A 15,505-nucleotide genomic window follows, 5' to 3' on the forward strand; every position below is an offset into this window, starting at 1 on the left:
GCGGCGCAGCCGCGTACCGACCCACGCGGCGACCCACGCGGTGACCCACGTGGCAAGGCCGCACTTAGACCTACGATTGCCGGACGGTTTCTCTTGGCTGAGTACATCTACACCATGCGCAAGACGCGCAAGGCTCACGGCGACAAGGTGATCCTCGACGATGTCACGCTGAGCTTTCTGCCCGGCGCCAAGATCGGCGTCGTGGGTCCCAACGGCGCCGGTAAGTCGACGGTGCTGAAGATCATGGCCGGTCTGGAGCAGCCGTCCAACGGGGACGCCTTCCTCTCGCCCGGATACAGCGTCGGCATCCTGCTCCAGGAGCCCCCGCTGGACGAGACCAAGACCGTGCTGGAGAACGTCCAGGACGGTGTGGCGGAGATCAAGGGGAAGCTGAACCGCTTCAACGAGATCGCCGAGCAGATGGCGACCGACTACTCGGACGCGCTGCTGGAGGAGATGGGCAAGCTCCAGGAGGACCTGGACCACGCCAACGCCTGGGATCTGGACGCCCAGCTGGAGCAGGCGATGGACGCCCTCGGCTGCCCGCCCGGCGACTGGCCGGTCACCAACCTCTCCGGTGGTGAGAAGCGCCGCGTCGCCCTGTGCAAGCTGCTGCTGGAGGCGCCCGACCTGCTGCTGCTCGACGAGCCCACCAACCACCTGGACGCCGAGTCCGTGCAGTGGCTGGAGCAGCACCTCGCCAAGTACGCCGGCACCGTCGTCGCCATCACCCACGACCGGTACTTCCTGGACAACGTCGCCGAGTGGATCCTGGAGCTCGACCGCGGCCGCGCCATCGGCTACCAGGGCAACTACTCCACCTACCTGGAGACCAAGCAGACCCGGCTGAAGGTCGAGGGCCAGAAGGACGCCAAGCGCGCCAAGCGGCTCAAGGAAGAGCTGGAGTGGGTCCGCTCCAACGCCAAGGGCCGCCAGGCCAAGTCCAAGGCGCGACTGGCCCGTTACGAGGAGATGGCCGCCGAGGCGGAGAAGACCCGGAAGCTGGACTTCGAGGAGATCCAGATCCCGCCGGGCCCGCGCCTGGGCAATGTCGTGGTCGAGGTGGAGAACCTCTCCAAGGCGTTCGGCGAGAAGGTCCTCATCGACGACCTCTCCTTCACGCTGCCGCGCAACGGCATCGTCGGCGTCATCGGCCCCAACGGCGCGGGCAAGACCACGCTGTTCAAGATGCTCCAGGGACTTGAGACCCCGGACGCGGGCAACATCAAGGTCGGCGAGACCGTCAAGATCTCCTACGTCGACCAGAGCCGCGCCAACATCGACCCCAAGAAGACGCTGTGGGCCGTCGTCTCGGACGAGCTGGACTACATCAACGTCGGCCAGGTCGAGATGCCCTCCCGCGCGTATGTGTCCGCGTTCGGCTTCAAGGGCCCGGACCAGCAGAAGCCGGCCGGGGTGCTCTCCGGCGGTGAGCGCAACCGCCTGAACCTCGCGCTCACCCTCAAGCAGGGCGGCAACCTGCTGCTCCTCGACGAGCCGACCAACGACCTCGATGTGGAGACCCTCTCCTCGCTGGAGAACGCGCTGCTGGAGTTCCCCGGCTGCGCCGTGGTCGTCTCCCACGACCGCTGGTTCCTCGACCGCGTCGCGACGCACATCCTCGCGTACGAGGGCGAGTCCAAGTGGTTCTGGTTCGAGGGCAACTACGAGTCGTACGAGAAGAACAAGATCGAGCGCCTCGGCCCGGACGCGGCCCGTCCGCACCGCGCCTCGTACAAGAAGCTGACCCGGGGCTGAGCGTGGCCCGTCATATCTACCCCTGCCCCCTGCGCTGGTCCGACATGGACGCGTTCGGCCATGTCAACAACGTGGTCTACCTCCGCTATCTCGAGGAGGCGCGCGTCGACTTCATGTGGCGGCTGGCGCCGGGGGGCGGCAGCCGGGCGTTCACCGGCGGCGTGGTCGTGGCCCGGCACGAGATCAGCTACCTCAAGCCGCTCTTCCACCGGCACGCGCCGGTGACCATCGAGCTGTGGGTGGAGGAGACCGGCGCCGCGTTCATCACGCTCGGGTACGAGGTCAAGGACGAGGACACCGTGTACGCGCGGGCCTCCACCGTGATCGTCCCCTATGACCTGGAGCGCGGCCGTCCGCGCCGCCTCACCTCCGAGGAGGAGGGCTTCCTCGCGAAGTACCGGGAGGACGGCGCGGCAAAGGCCGCCGGTGCCGCCGGTACTGCCGGGGCCGTCGGGCGGGACGAGCAGCCCGAGGGGGCCGTGACCGTATGACGGGGCAGGGGGAGGAGCTGCGCCTCGCCGACCCGGGGGAGGCGGCGGACCTCGCCGCCTTCCTGGCGCGGCTGATCCACTACGACCGCGCCGCGGCGGTGCGGCTACAGGCGGGCGGCGGAGTGCTCGCCGTCTTCGGCCGTCCGCCGTCCTTCGAGGTGCTCGCCATCCGCACGGCGCGCCTCACGGTCGACACCGTGCTGGACACGACGGTCTCGGCCGGGCAGTTCGCGGACGCGCTGGACGCGGGGGCGCGGGGCCTGACGGGCGGCGGCCCGGTACCCGAGGGGCTGGCCGTCGCCGTGCCCGAGGCCGTCACCGGCCCGCCGTGGGCCGGGCTGCTGCCGCCGCGCGGCGGCTGGCGGCGGATGCCCGGGCTGCCGGCCGTGGACGAGGTGCGCGGGGCGGTCACCGCGGCCGTCGCCGAGTTCCGGGCCCGGGACGCGGCGCTGCCCGAGGAGCGGCGCACCCGTGCCGAGCGGGACCGCATCGGCCGCGAGATCTGGTCCCGCACGCTCGGCGAGACCGGCCTCCCGCTGCGCGTCGTCCACGCCGCGCAGTCCCTGGGCTTTCTGCGCCCGGCCCGGACCCCGGTGGCGGTCGCCGCGGCCGTGGCGACCGGCTCATCGGGCGGCGGCGCGACGGCACCCGCCCCCGGGGCCGAGCAGCTCGCGCTGCTCGCCGCGGGCGGCTGGCTGCGGCTGCGCACGCCGTACGGCTCGATAGCGGTGCGCAGGACGGGACTGACCGGGCTCTCGGGCCTGTCGGTGACGCCCACCTGAGCGGGGAATGGCCCGGTGGCTCCACACCTCACCGGGCCATCAGTCCGATCCGCCGGGTCAGCCCGCGGTGTTGACCATGGACGCGGCGGCGTAGGTGAGGTAGTCCCACAGCTGCCGCTCGTGCTCCGGCGCCAGCTCCAGCTCGTCCACGGCGTCACGCATATGACGCAGCCAGGCGTCGTGGGCCGCGCGGTCCACGGTGAAGGGCGCATGCCGCATCCGCAGCCTCGGGTGGCCACGGTTGTCGCTGTAGGTGCGGGGGCCGCCCCAGTACTGCATGAGGAAGAGCCTCAGCCGGTCCTCGGCCGGGCCCAGGTCCTCCTCGGGATACATGGGCCGCAGCAGCGGGTCCTCGGCCACCCCCTGGTAGAAGCGGTGCACCAGGCGCCGGAAGGTCTCCTCGCCGCCGACCTGTTCGTAGAACGTCTGCTCCTGAAGCGTGCCGCCGGAATTCTCTGTCACGCCTCCATGCTCTCAGACGGCCCGACCGACGACTTCGGGCGTAGGGGGTGCCTTGTGGATCAGGCTGGGCTCCCGACGCCTGGCACGCCCATCCGCTGCCTCCGCTTTGCGGCTGGACGCGCCCCCAGCTACCGCTGGGAGGTACCCCCGGACGCCGCTCGCTGATCCAGCCTGACCCACGGCACCCCCTATGTCGCGGCTGGGGCGTGGGCGCAGGACAGTGGAGTCATGGGGAGCGCGCGCACGGGAAGGCGCGGCGCGCAGGGCGCGGACCGGAAGTCCGATCCGTACGCCGCGACGGCCGCGACGCTGCGGGCCGCCCTGGTGAGGGAGATCACCGCGGGCGGCGGGCTGAGCGACCCGGCCTGGCGGGCGGCCTTCGAGGCGGTGCCGCGCCATGTGTTCGTGCCCCACTACTACGAGGCGGGCGGCTACGGCTCGCCCAGCGGGGCGGCGGTCTACGAGCGGCTGGGGCGGCACGACCCCGACCCGGCGCGGCGGGCGCGCTGGCTGGCCGGGGTGTACGCCGATGCGCCCCTGGCCACGCGGGTGCGCGACGGCGAGCTCGTCTCGTCCAGCAGCCAGCCGTCGCTGATGGCGCGGATGCTGGAGGCCCTGGAGGTGCGGGACGGGGACAGCGTGCTGGAGATCGGCACGGGCACCGGCTACAACGCGGCGCTCCTCGCGCACCGGCTCGGCGACGACCGGGTCACGACCGTCGATATCGACCCGGTCATTACCGACACCGCCCGCGAACACCTGGCCACGGCGGGATACCACCCGGCGGTCGTCGTCGGGGACGGGGCGCTCGGCTGCCCCTCTTGTGCCCCCTTCGACCGGATCATCGCCACCTGTGCCGTGGCCACCCTGCCGCCCGCCTGGCTGGGCCAGTGCCGGGCCGGCGCGCTGATCCTCGCGCCGCTCGCCACCGGGCTGGTCGTGCTGCGGGTCGCCGACGCCGGGCACGGGGAGGGGCGCTTCCTGGCCACCCCCGCCTACTTCGTTCCGCTGCGCGGCGCCGAGCCTCCGCCCCCGGTCAGCACGAAGGGCCTGCCGAGCCGGCCGCTGCTGGACGACTCCTTCCGCTTCCTGCTGAACGTCGTCACAGCGCGGATGGACCCGCTGGAGGCCCTGGCGCTGTGGGAGCACGAGGGCCGGCCGGGGCGGGAGCGCTACGGGGTGACGGTGCGCGAGCGGCGGCAGTGGGCGTGGCTGGACGACCCGGAGGGCACCTACGCCTGGACGCTGGGGCCGCTCCATGCCGAACAGGCCCCGTAGGGCGCGGCCCGTGGCGGGCGGCCTGAGCCGACGCCCCGCCACCGGGCGCACGCCCGAGCCGGGTCCTAGGCCCTGTCTCCCCGATCTCTGTGGATCAGCCCGCGGCGTCTGGTGCGTGCGATCGCAAGGCGGAGGGCCGCCCTCGTAGTGGGCCTACTCGGGCGGGCCCGACAAGTAGCGAGCGTGCGTGCCAGGCGTCGCGGGCCCGCAGAGATCGGGGAGACAGGGCCTAGCCCCGGCGCACGGTGATCGTCGTCCAGGCGCCGACGTGGACGCGGTCGCCGTCCTGGAGGGGGATGGGGACATACGGCTGGATCGGGTCCTCGGCGCCGTTGATCGTGGTGCCGTTCGTCGAGTCCTGGTCGACGACCGCCCAGCCGCCGTCCGGCTGCTGGACGAGGACCGCGTGCTGGTGGGAGACCCCGGGGTCCTCCGGCGGGCGCGCCAGGTCGATGTCGGGCGACTCGCCGGTGCTGTGGCGGCGGCGGCCGATGGTGACCTGCTGGCCGGTGAGCGGAAGCTGCTGCTCGGGGGAGTAGGCCGGGAGGTTCAGTCCGGCCGCCTCCGGGCCGCTGCGGTGCATCATCGCCATGAAGTACTCACGGTCGGGGGCGATGACCGCGATCCATCCCGCGGCGCTCTGGGGCACGGGGCCGCCGGGGGCACCGCCCTGGGGCGCGGGGCCGCCCGGCATGCCGCCCTGGGTGAAGTGGGCGGGCGGCCCCTGGTGCGGTCCGGGCGCCGGGGGGCTCGAAAAGTCGCCGCCGCCGTAGGGCGGACCGGGCGGCGCCGGGACCTGATGCGGATGCGGCTGCCCGTACTGGAGCGGGGGCGCGGGGGCGTTCGGCGGCGCGGGTGCGCCCGCGGCGGCGTTCGGCGGCGGAAGCGTCCAGTCGTCGTCGGCGAAGGCCGGGCCGGGGGGCTGGGCCTGCGGCGCCGTGAACCCGTGCGGCGGCGGGGGCTGCGGCGGCTGGAAGCCGCCGGGGCCGGGCGGGGGCGGCGGGGCGTACGAGGTGGCCGACTGGGTCAGAAAGTTGTAGCGGCACTCCTCGCAGAAGGGCGCCTGCGCCTCACGGGGCGTACGGCACTGCGGGCACAGCTCCGCCTGGAAGGTGGCCTCCGGCGGCTGCGGGACCGGCGGCGCGGGGTAGCCGTAGCCCCCGGGCGCGCCCTGGGGCCCCGGACCGCCGGGCCCAGGGATACCGGGCCCAGGGATACCGGGCCCAGGAACACCCGGCGGCGGTCCGCCGGGATAGCCCATGCCGTCCGGGAACCCGGGCGGGCCGGGCATCGGCGGGGGCGGTGGCGGTGGGACGGCGCCCGAGGGCACGGGCGTCCCCGACATCCGGTGGCCACACACCTCGCACCAGTCGTCGGCCGCTGATTGGTGACCGTTAGGGCATGTCGGCATGTCGGTGTTCCCCCTCTTGTGCCGTTCTTGGCGCTTGTTGCCGCTTTACGCGCTTTTCGCGTTACTTCTTGTCACTTTTTGACGCGAACCGTCTTGGTCGAACGCGTTTCGAGAGTCATCTCATCCGCCTCCGCGACCTTCGCTTTCAGTCGCACAGTACCTGTCGCCGCGTCGACGACGTCCACCACCTTCGCAAGCAGTTTCGCCGTGTCTTCGTTCCCCGAGGCGCTGGCCAGCTGGACGGCACGTCCCAGCTTCGCCGTTGCTCCATCCATATCTCCAGCTTTGCGGGCATCCAGCCCCTGCTGGATGGCCTGTGCCAGTTCGGCCTGGCCCGTATAGTGCGCGACCTGCGGATTCATCGCGGTGGAGGCGACCATGTCATCCGTCCAGACGGCCCGCACCAGCCCCTGGGCGAGGGGGGCCGGGAGCCCGCCGTCGGGCTGGGGCAGCACCAGGGAGACCCGGGCGGCCAGCATCTCCTGCCCGACGTCGGCCGCGGGCACCCGCACACACAGGTGATAGTCGCGGGACTCGTCGCCCCACGAGCCCGTCGGATAGTCGCCCGCCCGCGCTCCGGCCTCGGCGCGCCGGTCGGTCAGGTCCTCGACCGTGGGCGCCACCTGCTTGACGAACGCCACCTCGGCGCCCAGCGGGGTCCAGACGCGCAGGCTGACGTCCGCGACCTCCTTGCCCAACGCGTTCTCCATCATGCGGGTGAAGTCCGCGGTCAGCGCGGCCAGATCGGAGGGGTCGGCCACGATATCGGCCGAGCCGAGCAGCGCGGAGGCGACGCCGGTGACCTCCTTGACCTCCCAGTCGGTGCCCACCCCGCGCGCGTCGCAGGTGAAGCGGCCCGCGCAGGCGTCCAGCGCGGCCCGCAGCTCCTCCGGCTTCTCGTGCTCGTTGCGGCCGTCGGTGAGCAGGATGCCGTGCCGGATCGGCACATCGGCCGAGGCCAGCAGCCGGTCGGCGAGGCGCAGCCAGGTGCCGATCGCGGTGCCGCCGTCGGCGCGCAGCCGGCGCAGCGTGTCCTTGGCCCGGGCCCGGGTGGCCGGGTCGGCGATCGCCAGCCGGCCCTCGCCCGGGAACACCTCCTGCGCCTTGTGGGTGCCGGCGACCACGGCGAAGGCGACGCCGTCGCGGACCGTGTCGATCGCGGCGGCGGTCGCGTCCCGCGCGTTGCGCATCTTGGCCGGCGGATAGTCCATGGAGCCGGAGCAGTCGACCATGATGACCACGGCCGCGCCGGGGGACGGGCCGCCGTCCTGGTCCGGGGCCGGGGCGGGCGCCGGGATGGGCATCCCCCCGGTGGTGCCGCCGCCGGTCGAGGTGACCGTGACGATCGCATTCACCTCGCGGCCCTCCTCGGGGAGGTGCTCGTTCTGGAAGACCTCGACCGAGAACCGGGGCACGGTGGACTTGGCGAAATTGGCCATCAGATCGGCTCCTTGGTCAGATCCGCTCCCGAGGGGTGCGTCCGGAGAATCAGCCGGATCCTGCCCTGCCCGGCTCCGCGGGGAACGGCAGGACAGCCACTGTTACGTTGTCGTGGCCCCCGCCCTCCAGGGCGTGACCGACCAGGGCGCGGGCGCTGTGCATCGGCCGGACACGGGCGTCCGGCGGCACCGCGCGGGCCATCTCCTGCGCCGATTCCGCGTAGTTCCACAGCCCGTCGGTGCACACCACCACCACACCGGGCCGGTCCGGTTTGAAGGACGCGGTGTGCGGGTCCAGTTCATAGGCGTCGGCGCCCAGCCAGCCGGTGATGGCGTGGGCCCGCTCGTCCGCGTACGCCTCGGCCTCGGACATCAGCCCCGCGGCCACCATCTGGGCCGCCCAGGAGTCGTCCTCGGTGAGCCGGGCGGGCGGGGCCGAACGGTCGTCGGGCACCCAGTAGACGCGGCTGTCGCCGATCCAGCCGACGGTCAGGATGCCGGTGGTGACCACCGCGCTGACGATGGTGCAGGCCGGCGCGTTCTGCTGGCGCTGGTGGGGCTCGTCGTGCCCCCCGGCCCCACAGGCCTCCGCCGCCAGGGAGTTCACGGCCTCGGCTGCGGCGACGATCGCCTCGTTCATGGCCTGCTGGGGGTGGGCGCCGCGGGGGAGTGCGGCGAGCAGCGACTGACCGGCGGCGTGGGCGGCGGCCGCGGACGCGTCGTCAGGGCGGGTCGCCGAGGAGACCCCGTCGCAGACGACCGCGAGGACGGCCGGTGAGCCGTCGGGCAGCGCGGCGGCGGACACGGCGAACGCGTCCTCGTTGCGGTGGTGGCGCAGGCCGCGGTCGCTGGCCGCCGCGACGCCCGCCAGCTCCCGCTCCATGTGGTCGCGCTCCCGCGGCTGGGCGTGCCCGCAGGAGTCGCAGTATCCGTCCTGGTCGATGGTGCCCTCCCGGCATGCGCCGCACAGGCGGCCGCCGCTGTTCGTGTCGGTGTGTGTGGTGATGTGCGGCGCGCCCGGCGCCCCGGGGGCCGGCCGGCCCCCGAGCGCCGCGGCGGACCGCGGGTCGGCCGCCGCGGCGCTGTCCGGCGCGGCCGGGGTGTCCCAGGCGACCGGGGCGGCCGGAGCCGCCGGGTCGGCCGGGAAGGTCGGGTCGGCCTGGCCGGCCGGGGGAGCCGGGGCGGGGGCCGGCAGCGGATAGTCCTCCGGCTCCTGCCGCCTGGCCCGTGTCGCTCCGTTCACCGGCGGCGGCGCCGGGCGGTCCACGGCCACGGCGGCCTCCGGCGGGGCCGAGGCAACGTCGGCCCCGCACACACCGCAGAAGTTGTCACCCGACTCCAGCGGCTCTTCACAGGTCGGGCAGGCTGCCACCCGGGGCAGCTGCGGCATCTGCGGCATGATCACACCCACGTCCTGGGGCGGAAACGGTTGGCCCGTTCCACCAGTTCGATCCTTTCCTCGCCGCGCTGCGCGAGCCTGGCGAGCACCCGGTACGAGCGTTCCAAACCGAAGCGCAGTCCCCGCTCGTCCAGACTGCTGCCGAGCAGGGACGGCCGGGCGGCACTCGGCGGCGCGCCGCTGCTGCCGGACAGTACCCAATCCAGGGCGCTGCCCAGTACTTCCGTGCACAGCCGCTCATAACGCACCGCGTCGAGGCCCAATTGTCCCAGCCGCTCGACCTGTTGGGCCGAGGCCGTCAGATCGGCCAGCAGCGGCTCGTGCGCGGCCCGCTGCCGCAGCCGGGCCCGCACCGCGGCGACCCGGGCCGCCGTGTAGTGGATGGACGACTCCGGTACGGACTCGAGGGCCGCCACCGCCCCCGCGCGGTCCCCGGCGTACAGCAGCACCCGGGCCAGCCCGAAGGCGGCGCTCACATGGTTCGGGTCGGCCGTCCACACCAGCCGGTAGTACTCCGCCGCGTTGTCCAGCTGGCCGAGCACCTCGGCGCACACGCCGAGCGCCAGCTTCGGCGCGGGCTCACCGGGGAACGCGTCGTAGACGGCGTCGAAGGACAGGGCCGCGGTCTCGTTGTCCCCGGTCGCCAGCGCGTGCAGGCCCCGGTGCCAGACGATCCGCCAGTCGTCGGGATAGCCGGCCTCCAGACCGTCCAGCGCGATTCCGGCCTCGCGCGCGTGTCCCAGCTCCAGCTGGGCGCGGATGCGGCGCAGCCGCAGCTCGAGCGAGTCGGCGGGGGCGGCCCGCAGCGCCGCGTGCAGTTCGGTCGGGGTGGAGGTCAGCAGCCCGGCGAGGAACCCGGCGTTGGCGTCGTCCGGGTCCACCAGCGGCATCGGCACCGCCAGGGCGGTGGCCCGGGCGTCCGGCGGCGCGATCGCGGGCAGCGGCAGCGCGAGCACGCCCTGCGGGCGGGGCGGCTCGACGGCCGCGGAACCCCGGCCGCCGCGGCCCCCGAGCATGGACGGATCCTGGCCCTGCTCGGCGAACAGCTGGGTGTCCACCACCCGCGGCTCGGGCCCGAACAGCGTGGACAGCGCGGGCCGGGGCCGGCCCGTCTGGAGCGCCACGACCTCCCGCAGCACCCCCGTCAGCTGGTCGGCCATCTCCTGCGCGGAGGCGAACCGGCGGTCCGGGTCGGGGTCCGTGGCCCGCACCAGCAGCCGGTAGAACGACTCGTAGCGGCGGAAGACCTCGATGTTCCCCGGGTCGGGCAGGCTGTCCGCGAAGACGTTCGTATAACCCTGGAAGTCGAAGGTCAGCACCGCGAGGGTGCGCGCCACCGTGTACAGATCCGAGGCGACCGACGGGCCCAGCTCCGAGACCTCGGGGGCCTGATAGCCGACCGTGCCGTAGATGGGGCTCTCGTCGTCGTCCATCCGCCGCACCGCGCCCATGTCGATCAGCTTGAGCTGGTCCTGCTGCTGGATGGCGTTGTCGACCTTGAAGTCGCAGTAGAGCAGATTGCGGCTGTGCAGATGGCCCAGGGCCTCCAGGGCCTCGATGCCGTACGCGCACGCCTGCTCGACCGGCAGCGGATCGCGCCTGCCGTCCGGCGCGCGGCGGGCGTTGGCGATGTCCTTCAGCGACTTGCCGCCGACGTACTCCATCACGATGTAGCCGTCGAGGCTGCCGGTGCGCTGGTCGAGGTGTTCGACGAAGTTGTAGATGCGGACGATGTTGGAGTGCTCGATCTCGGCGAGGAACCGGCGCTCCGACACGGCGACGGACAGCGCCTCCTCGTCGCCGGTGTCCAGCAGGCCCTTGAGGACCACCCAGCGGTCGGACACCGCCCGGTCGATGGCCAGATAGATCCAGCCGAGACCGCCGTGTGCCAGACAGCCCGCCACCTCGTACTGGCCGTGCACGATGTCACCCGGGCGCAGCTTGGGCACGAAGGAGTACGGATGGCCGCACTTGGTGCAGAAGCCCTCGGTGCGCCCCGGCCTTTCGCCGCGCGCCCGCCCCACCGGCGCCGCGCAGTCGCTCCGGCTGCAGAACCGCTTGCGCTCGGGCACCTCGGGGTCGGCCAGCACCGCCGTACGAGGGTCGGGGCGCGGCACCTCGGGAACGCTGACCAGGCCCGCGCCCAGGCGGCTGCGCCCGGAGCGGGCCACGGCGGAGGAGCGGGAGCTGCGCACCGACACGGAACGGGACGAGGACCGCCCCGACCCCAGCGACCGCGACAGCCGCCCGGACACCGAGCGCCGGGACGAGGCGGACCGGGACGACGACGGGCGCGAGGAGGCCCGGGAGCCGCTGCCCGACGACCCGCTCACCCCGTCGCCCCGCCTCATGCCGGCGATGCCGGTGGGCGGCGAGCCGACCATGCCGTCACGCGAGACGACCGGGGCCATCCCGCAGGTGTCGCAGTACAGCTGGCCGCTGCCCACGTCCTCGTACGACCCGCCGCACGCGCGCCGCTGACACCTGCCCGCGTTCATAGGACTTCCCCCGTTCTACGATCCCGTGGCCCCGTCTGACGCGGGACCAGGACCTGGGACGCGGCCTGCTGGTAGCGCAGCACCGCCGCTTCGGCGGCGCGCAGATCGCAGGGCGCGCTCCACAGCATCCGGCGCGCCGTGTCGTAACGCTCGATCAGCAGGGGGTCCTCGGCCATGCCGTGGCGGGCGACCTTCGCCTTGTACGCGTCCAGCCTGCCGCGCAGCTCGGCGCGGACGGCCAGCGGCGCGGTCACCGCGGTCAGCGACTCCCGGGCGCGCAGCAGCTCGTCGTCGGCGCGCTCCTCCAGGGACTCCAGCAGCGGGGAGAGCCGGTGCCACTGGGCGCGCCTGCGGTACTCGGCCGCCGTCACCAGCTGCTCCTGAAGCACGGTCGGTGGGCCGCTGACCGCGGGCACCTCGGAGGCCGCGATCTTGGCCAGCACCTCGCCGCGCGCCTGCCGCGCCTCGGCGAGGGTGCGGTCCGCGCGGGAGAGCACATCGCGCAGCCGCATCAGCCGCCGCTCCGCGTCCTGCCGCACATCGAGGACCGCCTCGATCTCGCGCCGCACATCCTCCAGGGCGCGGGCCGCGGCGTCGTAACGGGTGGTGTCGGGGCGGCCGCCGCCGGGCGCGGAACTCGGCGACGCACCGGACCAGAAGGCGAGCGGGTCGGAGACGACCTCGGCGCGCAGCGAGGTCAGCTCCGCGGTGATCCGCTCCAGATCGTCGCCGGAGGGGTGCTCGCCGGGGCGCACCCCGACGGAGTGGGCGAGGGAGCGAGTGCGCCGCAGCTCGGCGGAGAGCATGTCGATACGGGCGGGCAGCGCGGACCACACGGCGTCGGCCGTGACGATGACATCGAGAGCCTCGGCGTACCAGCGGTTCATCCGGTCGACCAGCGCCTCGACCGTCAGCTGCTCGCTGAGCAGCGGGGCTCCGCTGAGCGAGGCGCTGCTGGGCAGCGTGATACCAGGGCCGCGCAGCAGCTCGGTGAGCTCGGCCAACTCGCCGGGCGTGGACCAGCGGTGGCGGGAGCGCACCTCACGGGCGGTGTGCAGCGCGTCCGTATAGGCGTCGAAGTACGTCCACAGCAGGGAGATGGCCTGCTCGGTGGTGGCCCACCGGTCCTTGGTGACGCCCGTCAGCTCGGCGCCTTCGAGGAGTCTGCGGCCGGCGTGGTCCTGGAGGGCGAGCAGCGAGGACTCGATCGCCTCGTGTTCGGCGCCGAGTCTCGCCAGCACGCGGTCCACCTCCTCGCGGCCCATGACCGGCTTGTCGGGTTCCCCCGTGGAGCTGGGGAAGGGTCCCGTGCCCCCCATCGATCACCTCTCCGTGTCCGTGCTGTGTGATCCGCGTGATCCGTATTCGCTCATCCCTGCTGCGTGCACTTACTGCGTGCATCCCTACCGCGCGCGGACCGGCCGCTAATCCTTGGCCGCTCATCCTTCGCGGGTTAATCCCTGTAGGCGGGCGCCGGTGCCGCCGGATTCTCCTCCGTTCTGCCGAGATCTTCCGCGAGCCACTTGCGGTAGGCCCGCATCCAGGGGCTGCCGGAACCGCCGGAGCGGTACTCCTCCAGCACCTTGTTGACCCGGCGTACCAGGTCCTTGTCGTCCTTGTTCATCGCCACGCCGTAGAACTCCTCGGTGAACGGCTTGCCGACGAGCTTGACGGACGGGTCCTGGGCCGCCTGCCCGGCCGCCAGGGCGTTGTCCGTGATCACGGCGTCGACCTGGCCCAGCTGTAGCCTGACCAGGCAGTCCAGCTGATTGGGCACCGGTGCGACCTTGATCGCGCCCAGGTCCTTCGCGCCGCCCTTCTCCTGGTCCAGCTCGGCCTCGGCGGTGGAACCCTGCGCCGTGCAGACCTTCTTGCCGCGCAGCGAGGTGTTGTACCCGGTGACGGACGAGCCCTTGGGGACCAGCACCTGCTGCCCCGCCTTGAAGTAGGCGGTGGAGAACGCGACGTCCTTGAGGCGGGCGCAGTTGATGGTCATGGTGCGGACGACGATGTCCACCTTGCCCTGCTGGAGGGCGTTGACCCGCTGGCTGGTGGGGATGGCGCGGTAGATGACCGCGTCAGGGTCGCCGAAGATGTCCTTGGCGATGGCGCGCACCAGGTCGATGTCGAAGCCGGTGAGGTCGCCGGTGGCCGGGTCGCGATAGCCCCAGCGGTAGCTGTTCTGGTCGACCCCGGCGATCAGCTTGCCCAGCTTGCGGCCCTCGACCTCGCGGTTCTTGATGCGCTCTATGGCCGGGCCGCTCGCGCTCGACGGTCGCAGGCTCGCCTCCGGCCGGACGCACTTCTCCGGGGCGGCGGCCGTCGTCCCCACGGACCGCGGGTGCGCCTGCCCCTCGCCGAGCCCGCTCCCGGCCCCGCCGCCCTGATCGTCCAGCGCCGTGGGCACGAAGATCGCCGTGGCCACCCCCAGGGCGCACACGGCCACCGCGGTGCCCGATCGCACTGATCGCATCCTCACGCCCCCCGTCGCCCTCACCGGTACTCCGACAGCCGGCGGCCTATGCCCATCAGCGCCGCGGCCGCCCCCAACAGGGCCAGCGCGCCGGCTCCTGGCGCCAGCCCGGTCAGCGCGCCGCGCCCGTCGTCCGCCGCCCGCTTGAACTCCAACTGCTCGTGCTCCAGGGCCTTCGCCAGCAGCGCGTCGACCTGGTCGAAGGACTCGCCCGTGCTGCCCTTGCCGCCGATGACCTTCGCCCGCGCGTCGTTGTAGTTCCCCGCGTCGTCGGCGGCGCGGGCGACCTTGTGGCGCGCCTGCCACTCCCGTACGCGGGTGATGGCCTCGTTCACCGGGGCGCGGCCCGCGTCGTCGTCCGCGAGGTCCCGGGCCCGGGCCAGCAGGCTGCCGGGGGCGGCCCCGGCCTTGCCGCCCGCGTCGCTTCCGGTGTCGGCGCCGTCGTCGCCTATGAGGCCGGACATCTGCTCGGCGTAGCCCACCTCATAGGCGTCCTTGCCCTGGTTCTCGCCTTCCTTGTCGACGACGACCGCCCCGCGCGCGACCAGCGTCAGGTTCTCGTCGCCACGGGCGCGCAGCGAGTCGATGCGGGCCTCGTTGAGCACATGCAGGGACTTGGCCCCGTGCTCGTCGGAGTCGTTCAGCGCGGCGCGGGCGAGGCCGTGGCCGGCCGCCAGCCACAGCAGCACCACCGCCGAGGCGGCGGCCGAGGCCAGCAGCCCCCGGTTGAACACCCGGTTGGTGCGCAGGAAGTCGCGGCGCTGGGCCCAGCCCAGAGCGGCCAGCGCGACGACGCCGGTGCCGATCGCCGCCCACGGCCAGGATTTCGCCGCCTCGTAGTCCTCGCCGAGCCGCGCGGTCTCGGCCTGGTACAGCCGCCCCGCGGCCGGCAGCAGCTTGCCCCGCATCGTGTCGTTGGCGTACCGCAGATACGCCCCGCCCAGCGGCAGCCCCTGGCGGTTGTTGGCGCGCGCGGCTTCGACCAGGCCCGTGTAGACCGGGAGGAGTTCGTTGATCCGGCGTATCTCCTCGCGGGCGGTGGCCGAGCCTTCCGTGTTGGCCGCGGCCCGCACCAGCAGCTTGGACGCCCGGTCGATGTCCTCCTCGTACCGCCGGCGCACCTTGGCCGGCTCCTGCCCGCCGGCCAGGAAGGCGCTCGCCGCGGTGGTGTCGGCGTCGGCGAGGGAGCGGTAGATGTTCGCCGCGTCGGCGCTCAGCGGCTGGCTGTGCTCGGCCACCGCGTCGGCCGCGGTCTGCCGGTCGGAGACCTGCCAGGCCGTCACCGCCCCGAAGGCCACCACCAACGCCGCGAGCACGGCTCCGATCACGCGCAGCCTGCCCGGCTCGGTCGTCGCCGCGGCCCGGGCCCGCTCGACGCCCTCCCGCCATGCGGCCCGCCGCGGGCCCGCGGATGCGGCCGCGCCGGTGGTCGGCGGGTATGCCACGAGACCTCCCCCTCGGTCCTGACCCCTCAGTCACTGTCGGCGGCCCGTCGCCCGGTGCGGCGGGGGACA

General features: G+C 73.4%; 12 protein-coding genes. 4 read left to right on the top strand and 8 right to left on the bottom strand.

Going from position 1 to position 15,505, the window contains the following annotated elements; all coding sequences use genetic code 11:
* Positions 1-93 precede the first annotated feature (93 nt).
* Genes ettA through ACH4S9_RS02505 form a run of 3 tightly spaced genes read left to right on the top strand, consistent with a single transcriptional unit; the run spans position 94 to position 3,031 of the window.
* Positions 94-1,758: an energy-dependent translational throttle protein EttA gene (gene ettA / locus ACH4S9_RS02495; protein WP_311722387.1), complete on the top strand. Its 1,665-nt coding sequence runs from the start codon at positions 94-96 to the stop codon at positions 1,756-1,758.
* Positions 1,759-1,760: 2 nt separating this feature from the next.
* Positions 1,761-2,249: a thioesterase family protein gene (locus ACH4S9_RS02500; protein WP_358846479.1), complete on the top strand. Its 489-nt coding sequence runs from the start codon at positions 1,761-1,763 to the stop codon at positions 2,247-2,249.
* The gene (locus ACH4S9_RS02505; protein WP_358846478.1) at positions 2,246-3,031 is read left to right on the top strand and encodes a hypothetical protein; all 786 of its coding nucleotides are present in this window, start codon (positions 2,246-2,248) and stop codon (positions 3,029-3,031) included. Before ACH4S9_RS02500 ends, ACH4S9_RS02505 begins: the two co-directional genes overlap by 4 nt.
* 57 nt (positions 3,032-3,088) lie before the next feature.
* Here the strand turns inward: ACH4S9_RS02505 and ACH4S9_RS02510 are convergent, their stop codons facing one another.
* A complete protein-coding gene (locus tag ACH4S9_RS02510) occupies positions 3,089-3,493 on the bottom strand; it encodes a globin (protein WP_358846477.1) in 405 nt (134 codons plus the stop codon).
* 228 nt (positions 3,494-3,721) lie between these two features.
* On the opposite strand from ACH4S9_RS02510, the gene ACH4S9_RS02515 reads away from it, so the two are divergent.
* The gene (locus ACH4S9_RS02515) at positions 3,722-4,771 is read left to right on the top strand and encodes a methyltransferase domain-containing protein (protein WP_385340817.1); all 1,050 of its coding nucleotides are present in this window, start codon (positions 3,722-3,724) and stop codon (positions 4,769-4,771) included.
* A 229-nt stretch (positions 4,772-5,000) separates the two neighbouring features.
* On the opposite strand, the gene ACH4S9_RS02520 is transcribed toward ACH4S9_RS02515, so the two are convergent.
* From ACH4S9_RS02520 to ACH4S9_RS02550, 7 genes are all read right to left on the bottom strand, one after another.
* A complete protein-coding gene (locus ACH4S9_RS02520) occupies positions 5,001-6,182 on the bottom strand; it encodes an FHA domain-containing protein (RefSeq protein ID WP_398369309.1) in 1,182 nt (393 codons plus the stop codon).
* A 71-nt stretch (positions 6,183-6,253) separates the two neighbouring features.
* On the bottom strand, positions 6,254-7,621 hold the full coding sequence (locus tag ACH4S9_RS02525; RefSeq protein WP_398369311.1) for a VWA domain-containing protein: 1,368 nt from the start codon (positions 7,619-7,621) through the stop codon (positions 6,254-6,256).
* Positions 7,622-7,670: 49 nt separating this feature from the next.
* On the bottom strand, positions 7,671-9,020 hold the full coding sequence (locus tag ACH4S9_RS02530; protein ID WP_398369313.1) for a PP2C family protein-serine/threonine phosphatase: 1,350 nt from the start codon (positions 9,018-9,020) through the stop codon (positions 7,671-7,673).
* A gap of 2 nt (positions 9,021-9,022) precedes the next feature.
* Positions 9,023-11,518 (bottom strand): tetratricopeptide repeat protein, encoded by a 2,496-nt coding sequence (locus tag ACH4S9_RS02535; protein ID WP_398369315.1) that lies wholly within the window; start codon positions 11,516-11,518, stop codon positions 9,023-9,025.
* Positions 11,515-12,837, bottom strand: a complete 1,323-nt coding sequence (locus tag ACH4S9_RS02540; protein WP_398369317.1) for a hypothetical protein — start codon at positions 12,835-12,837, stop codon at positions 11,515-11,517. Before ACH4S9_RS02540 ends, ACH4S9_RS02535 begins: the two co-directional genes overlap by 4 nt.
* A 134-nt stretch (positions 12,838-12,971) precedes the next feature.
* Complete coding sequence (locus ACH4S9_RS02545) at positions 12,972-13,991, bottom strand: glutamate ABC transporter substrate-binding protein (RefSeq protein ID WP_358846472.1); 1,020 nt, start codon at positions 13,989-13,991, stop codon at positions 12,972-12,974.
* A gap of 20 nt (positions 13,992-14,011) precedes the next feature.
* A complete protein-coding gene (locus tag ACH4S9_RS02550; RefSeq protein WP_398369320.1) occupies positions 14,012-15,436 on the bottom strand; it encodes a hypothetical protein in 1,425 nt (474 codons plus the stop codon).
* Between the last annotated feature and the right edge of the window lie 69 nt (positions 15,437-15,505).

Source organism: Streptomyces sp. NPDC021225, assembly GCF_044332865.1.
Lineage (GTDB): Bacteria > Actinomycetota > Actinomycetes > Streptomycetales > Streptomycetaceae > Streptomyces.

What these genes read in the sequence shown, in the direction of transcription:
- ACH4S9_RS02505 (WP_358846478.1), top strand. Translation starts at nt 2,246, where the DNA reads ATGACGGGGCAGGGGGAGGAGCTGCGCCTCGCCGACCCGGGGGAGGCG.
- ACH4S9_RS02545 (WP_358846472.1), bottom strand. Translation starts at nt 13,991, where the DNA reads ATGCGATCAGTGCGATCGGGCACCGCGGTGGCCGTGTGCGCCCTGGGG.
- ACH4S9_RS02540 (WP_398369317.1), bottom strand. Translation starts at nt 12,837, where the DNA reads ATGGGGGGCACGGGACCCTTCCCCAGCTCCACGGGGGAACCCGACAAG.
- ACH4S9_RS02520 (WP_398369309.1), bottom strand. Translation starts at nt 6,182, where the DNA reads ATGCCGACATGCCCTAACGGTCACCAATCAGCGGCCGACGACTGGTGC.
- ACH4S9_RS02530 (WP_398369313.1), bottom strand. Translation starts at nt 9,020, where the DNA reads ATGCCGCAGATGCCGCAGCTGCCCCGGGTGGCAGCCTGCCCGACCTGT.
- ACH4S9_RS02535 (WP_398369315.1), bottom strand. Translation starts at nt 11,518, where the DNA reads ATGAACGCGGGCAGGTGTCAGCGGCGCGCGTGCGGCGGGTCGTACGAG.
- ACH4S9_RS02515 (WP_385340817.1), top strand. Translation starts at nt 3,722, where the DNA reads ATGGGGAGCGCGCGCACGGGAAGGCGCGGCGCGCAGGGCGCGGACCGG.
- ACH4S9_RS02525 (WP_398369311.1), bottom strand. Translation starts at nt 7,621, where the DNA reads ATGGCCAATTTCGCCAAGTCCACCGTGCCCCGGTTCTCGGTCGAGGTC.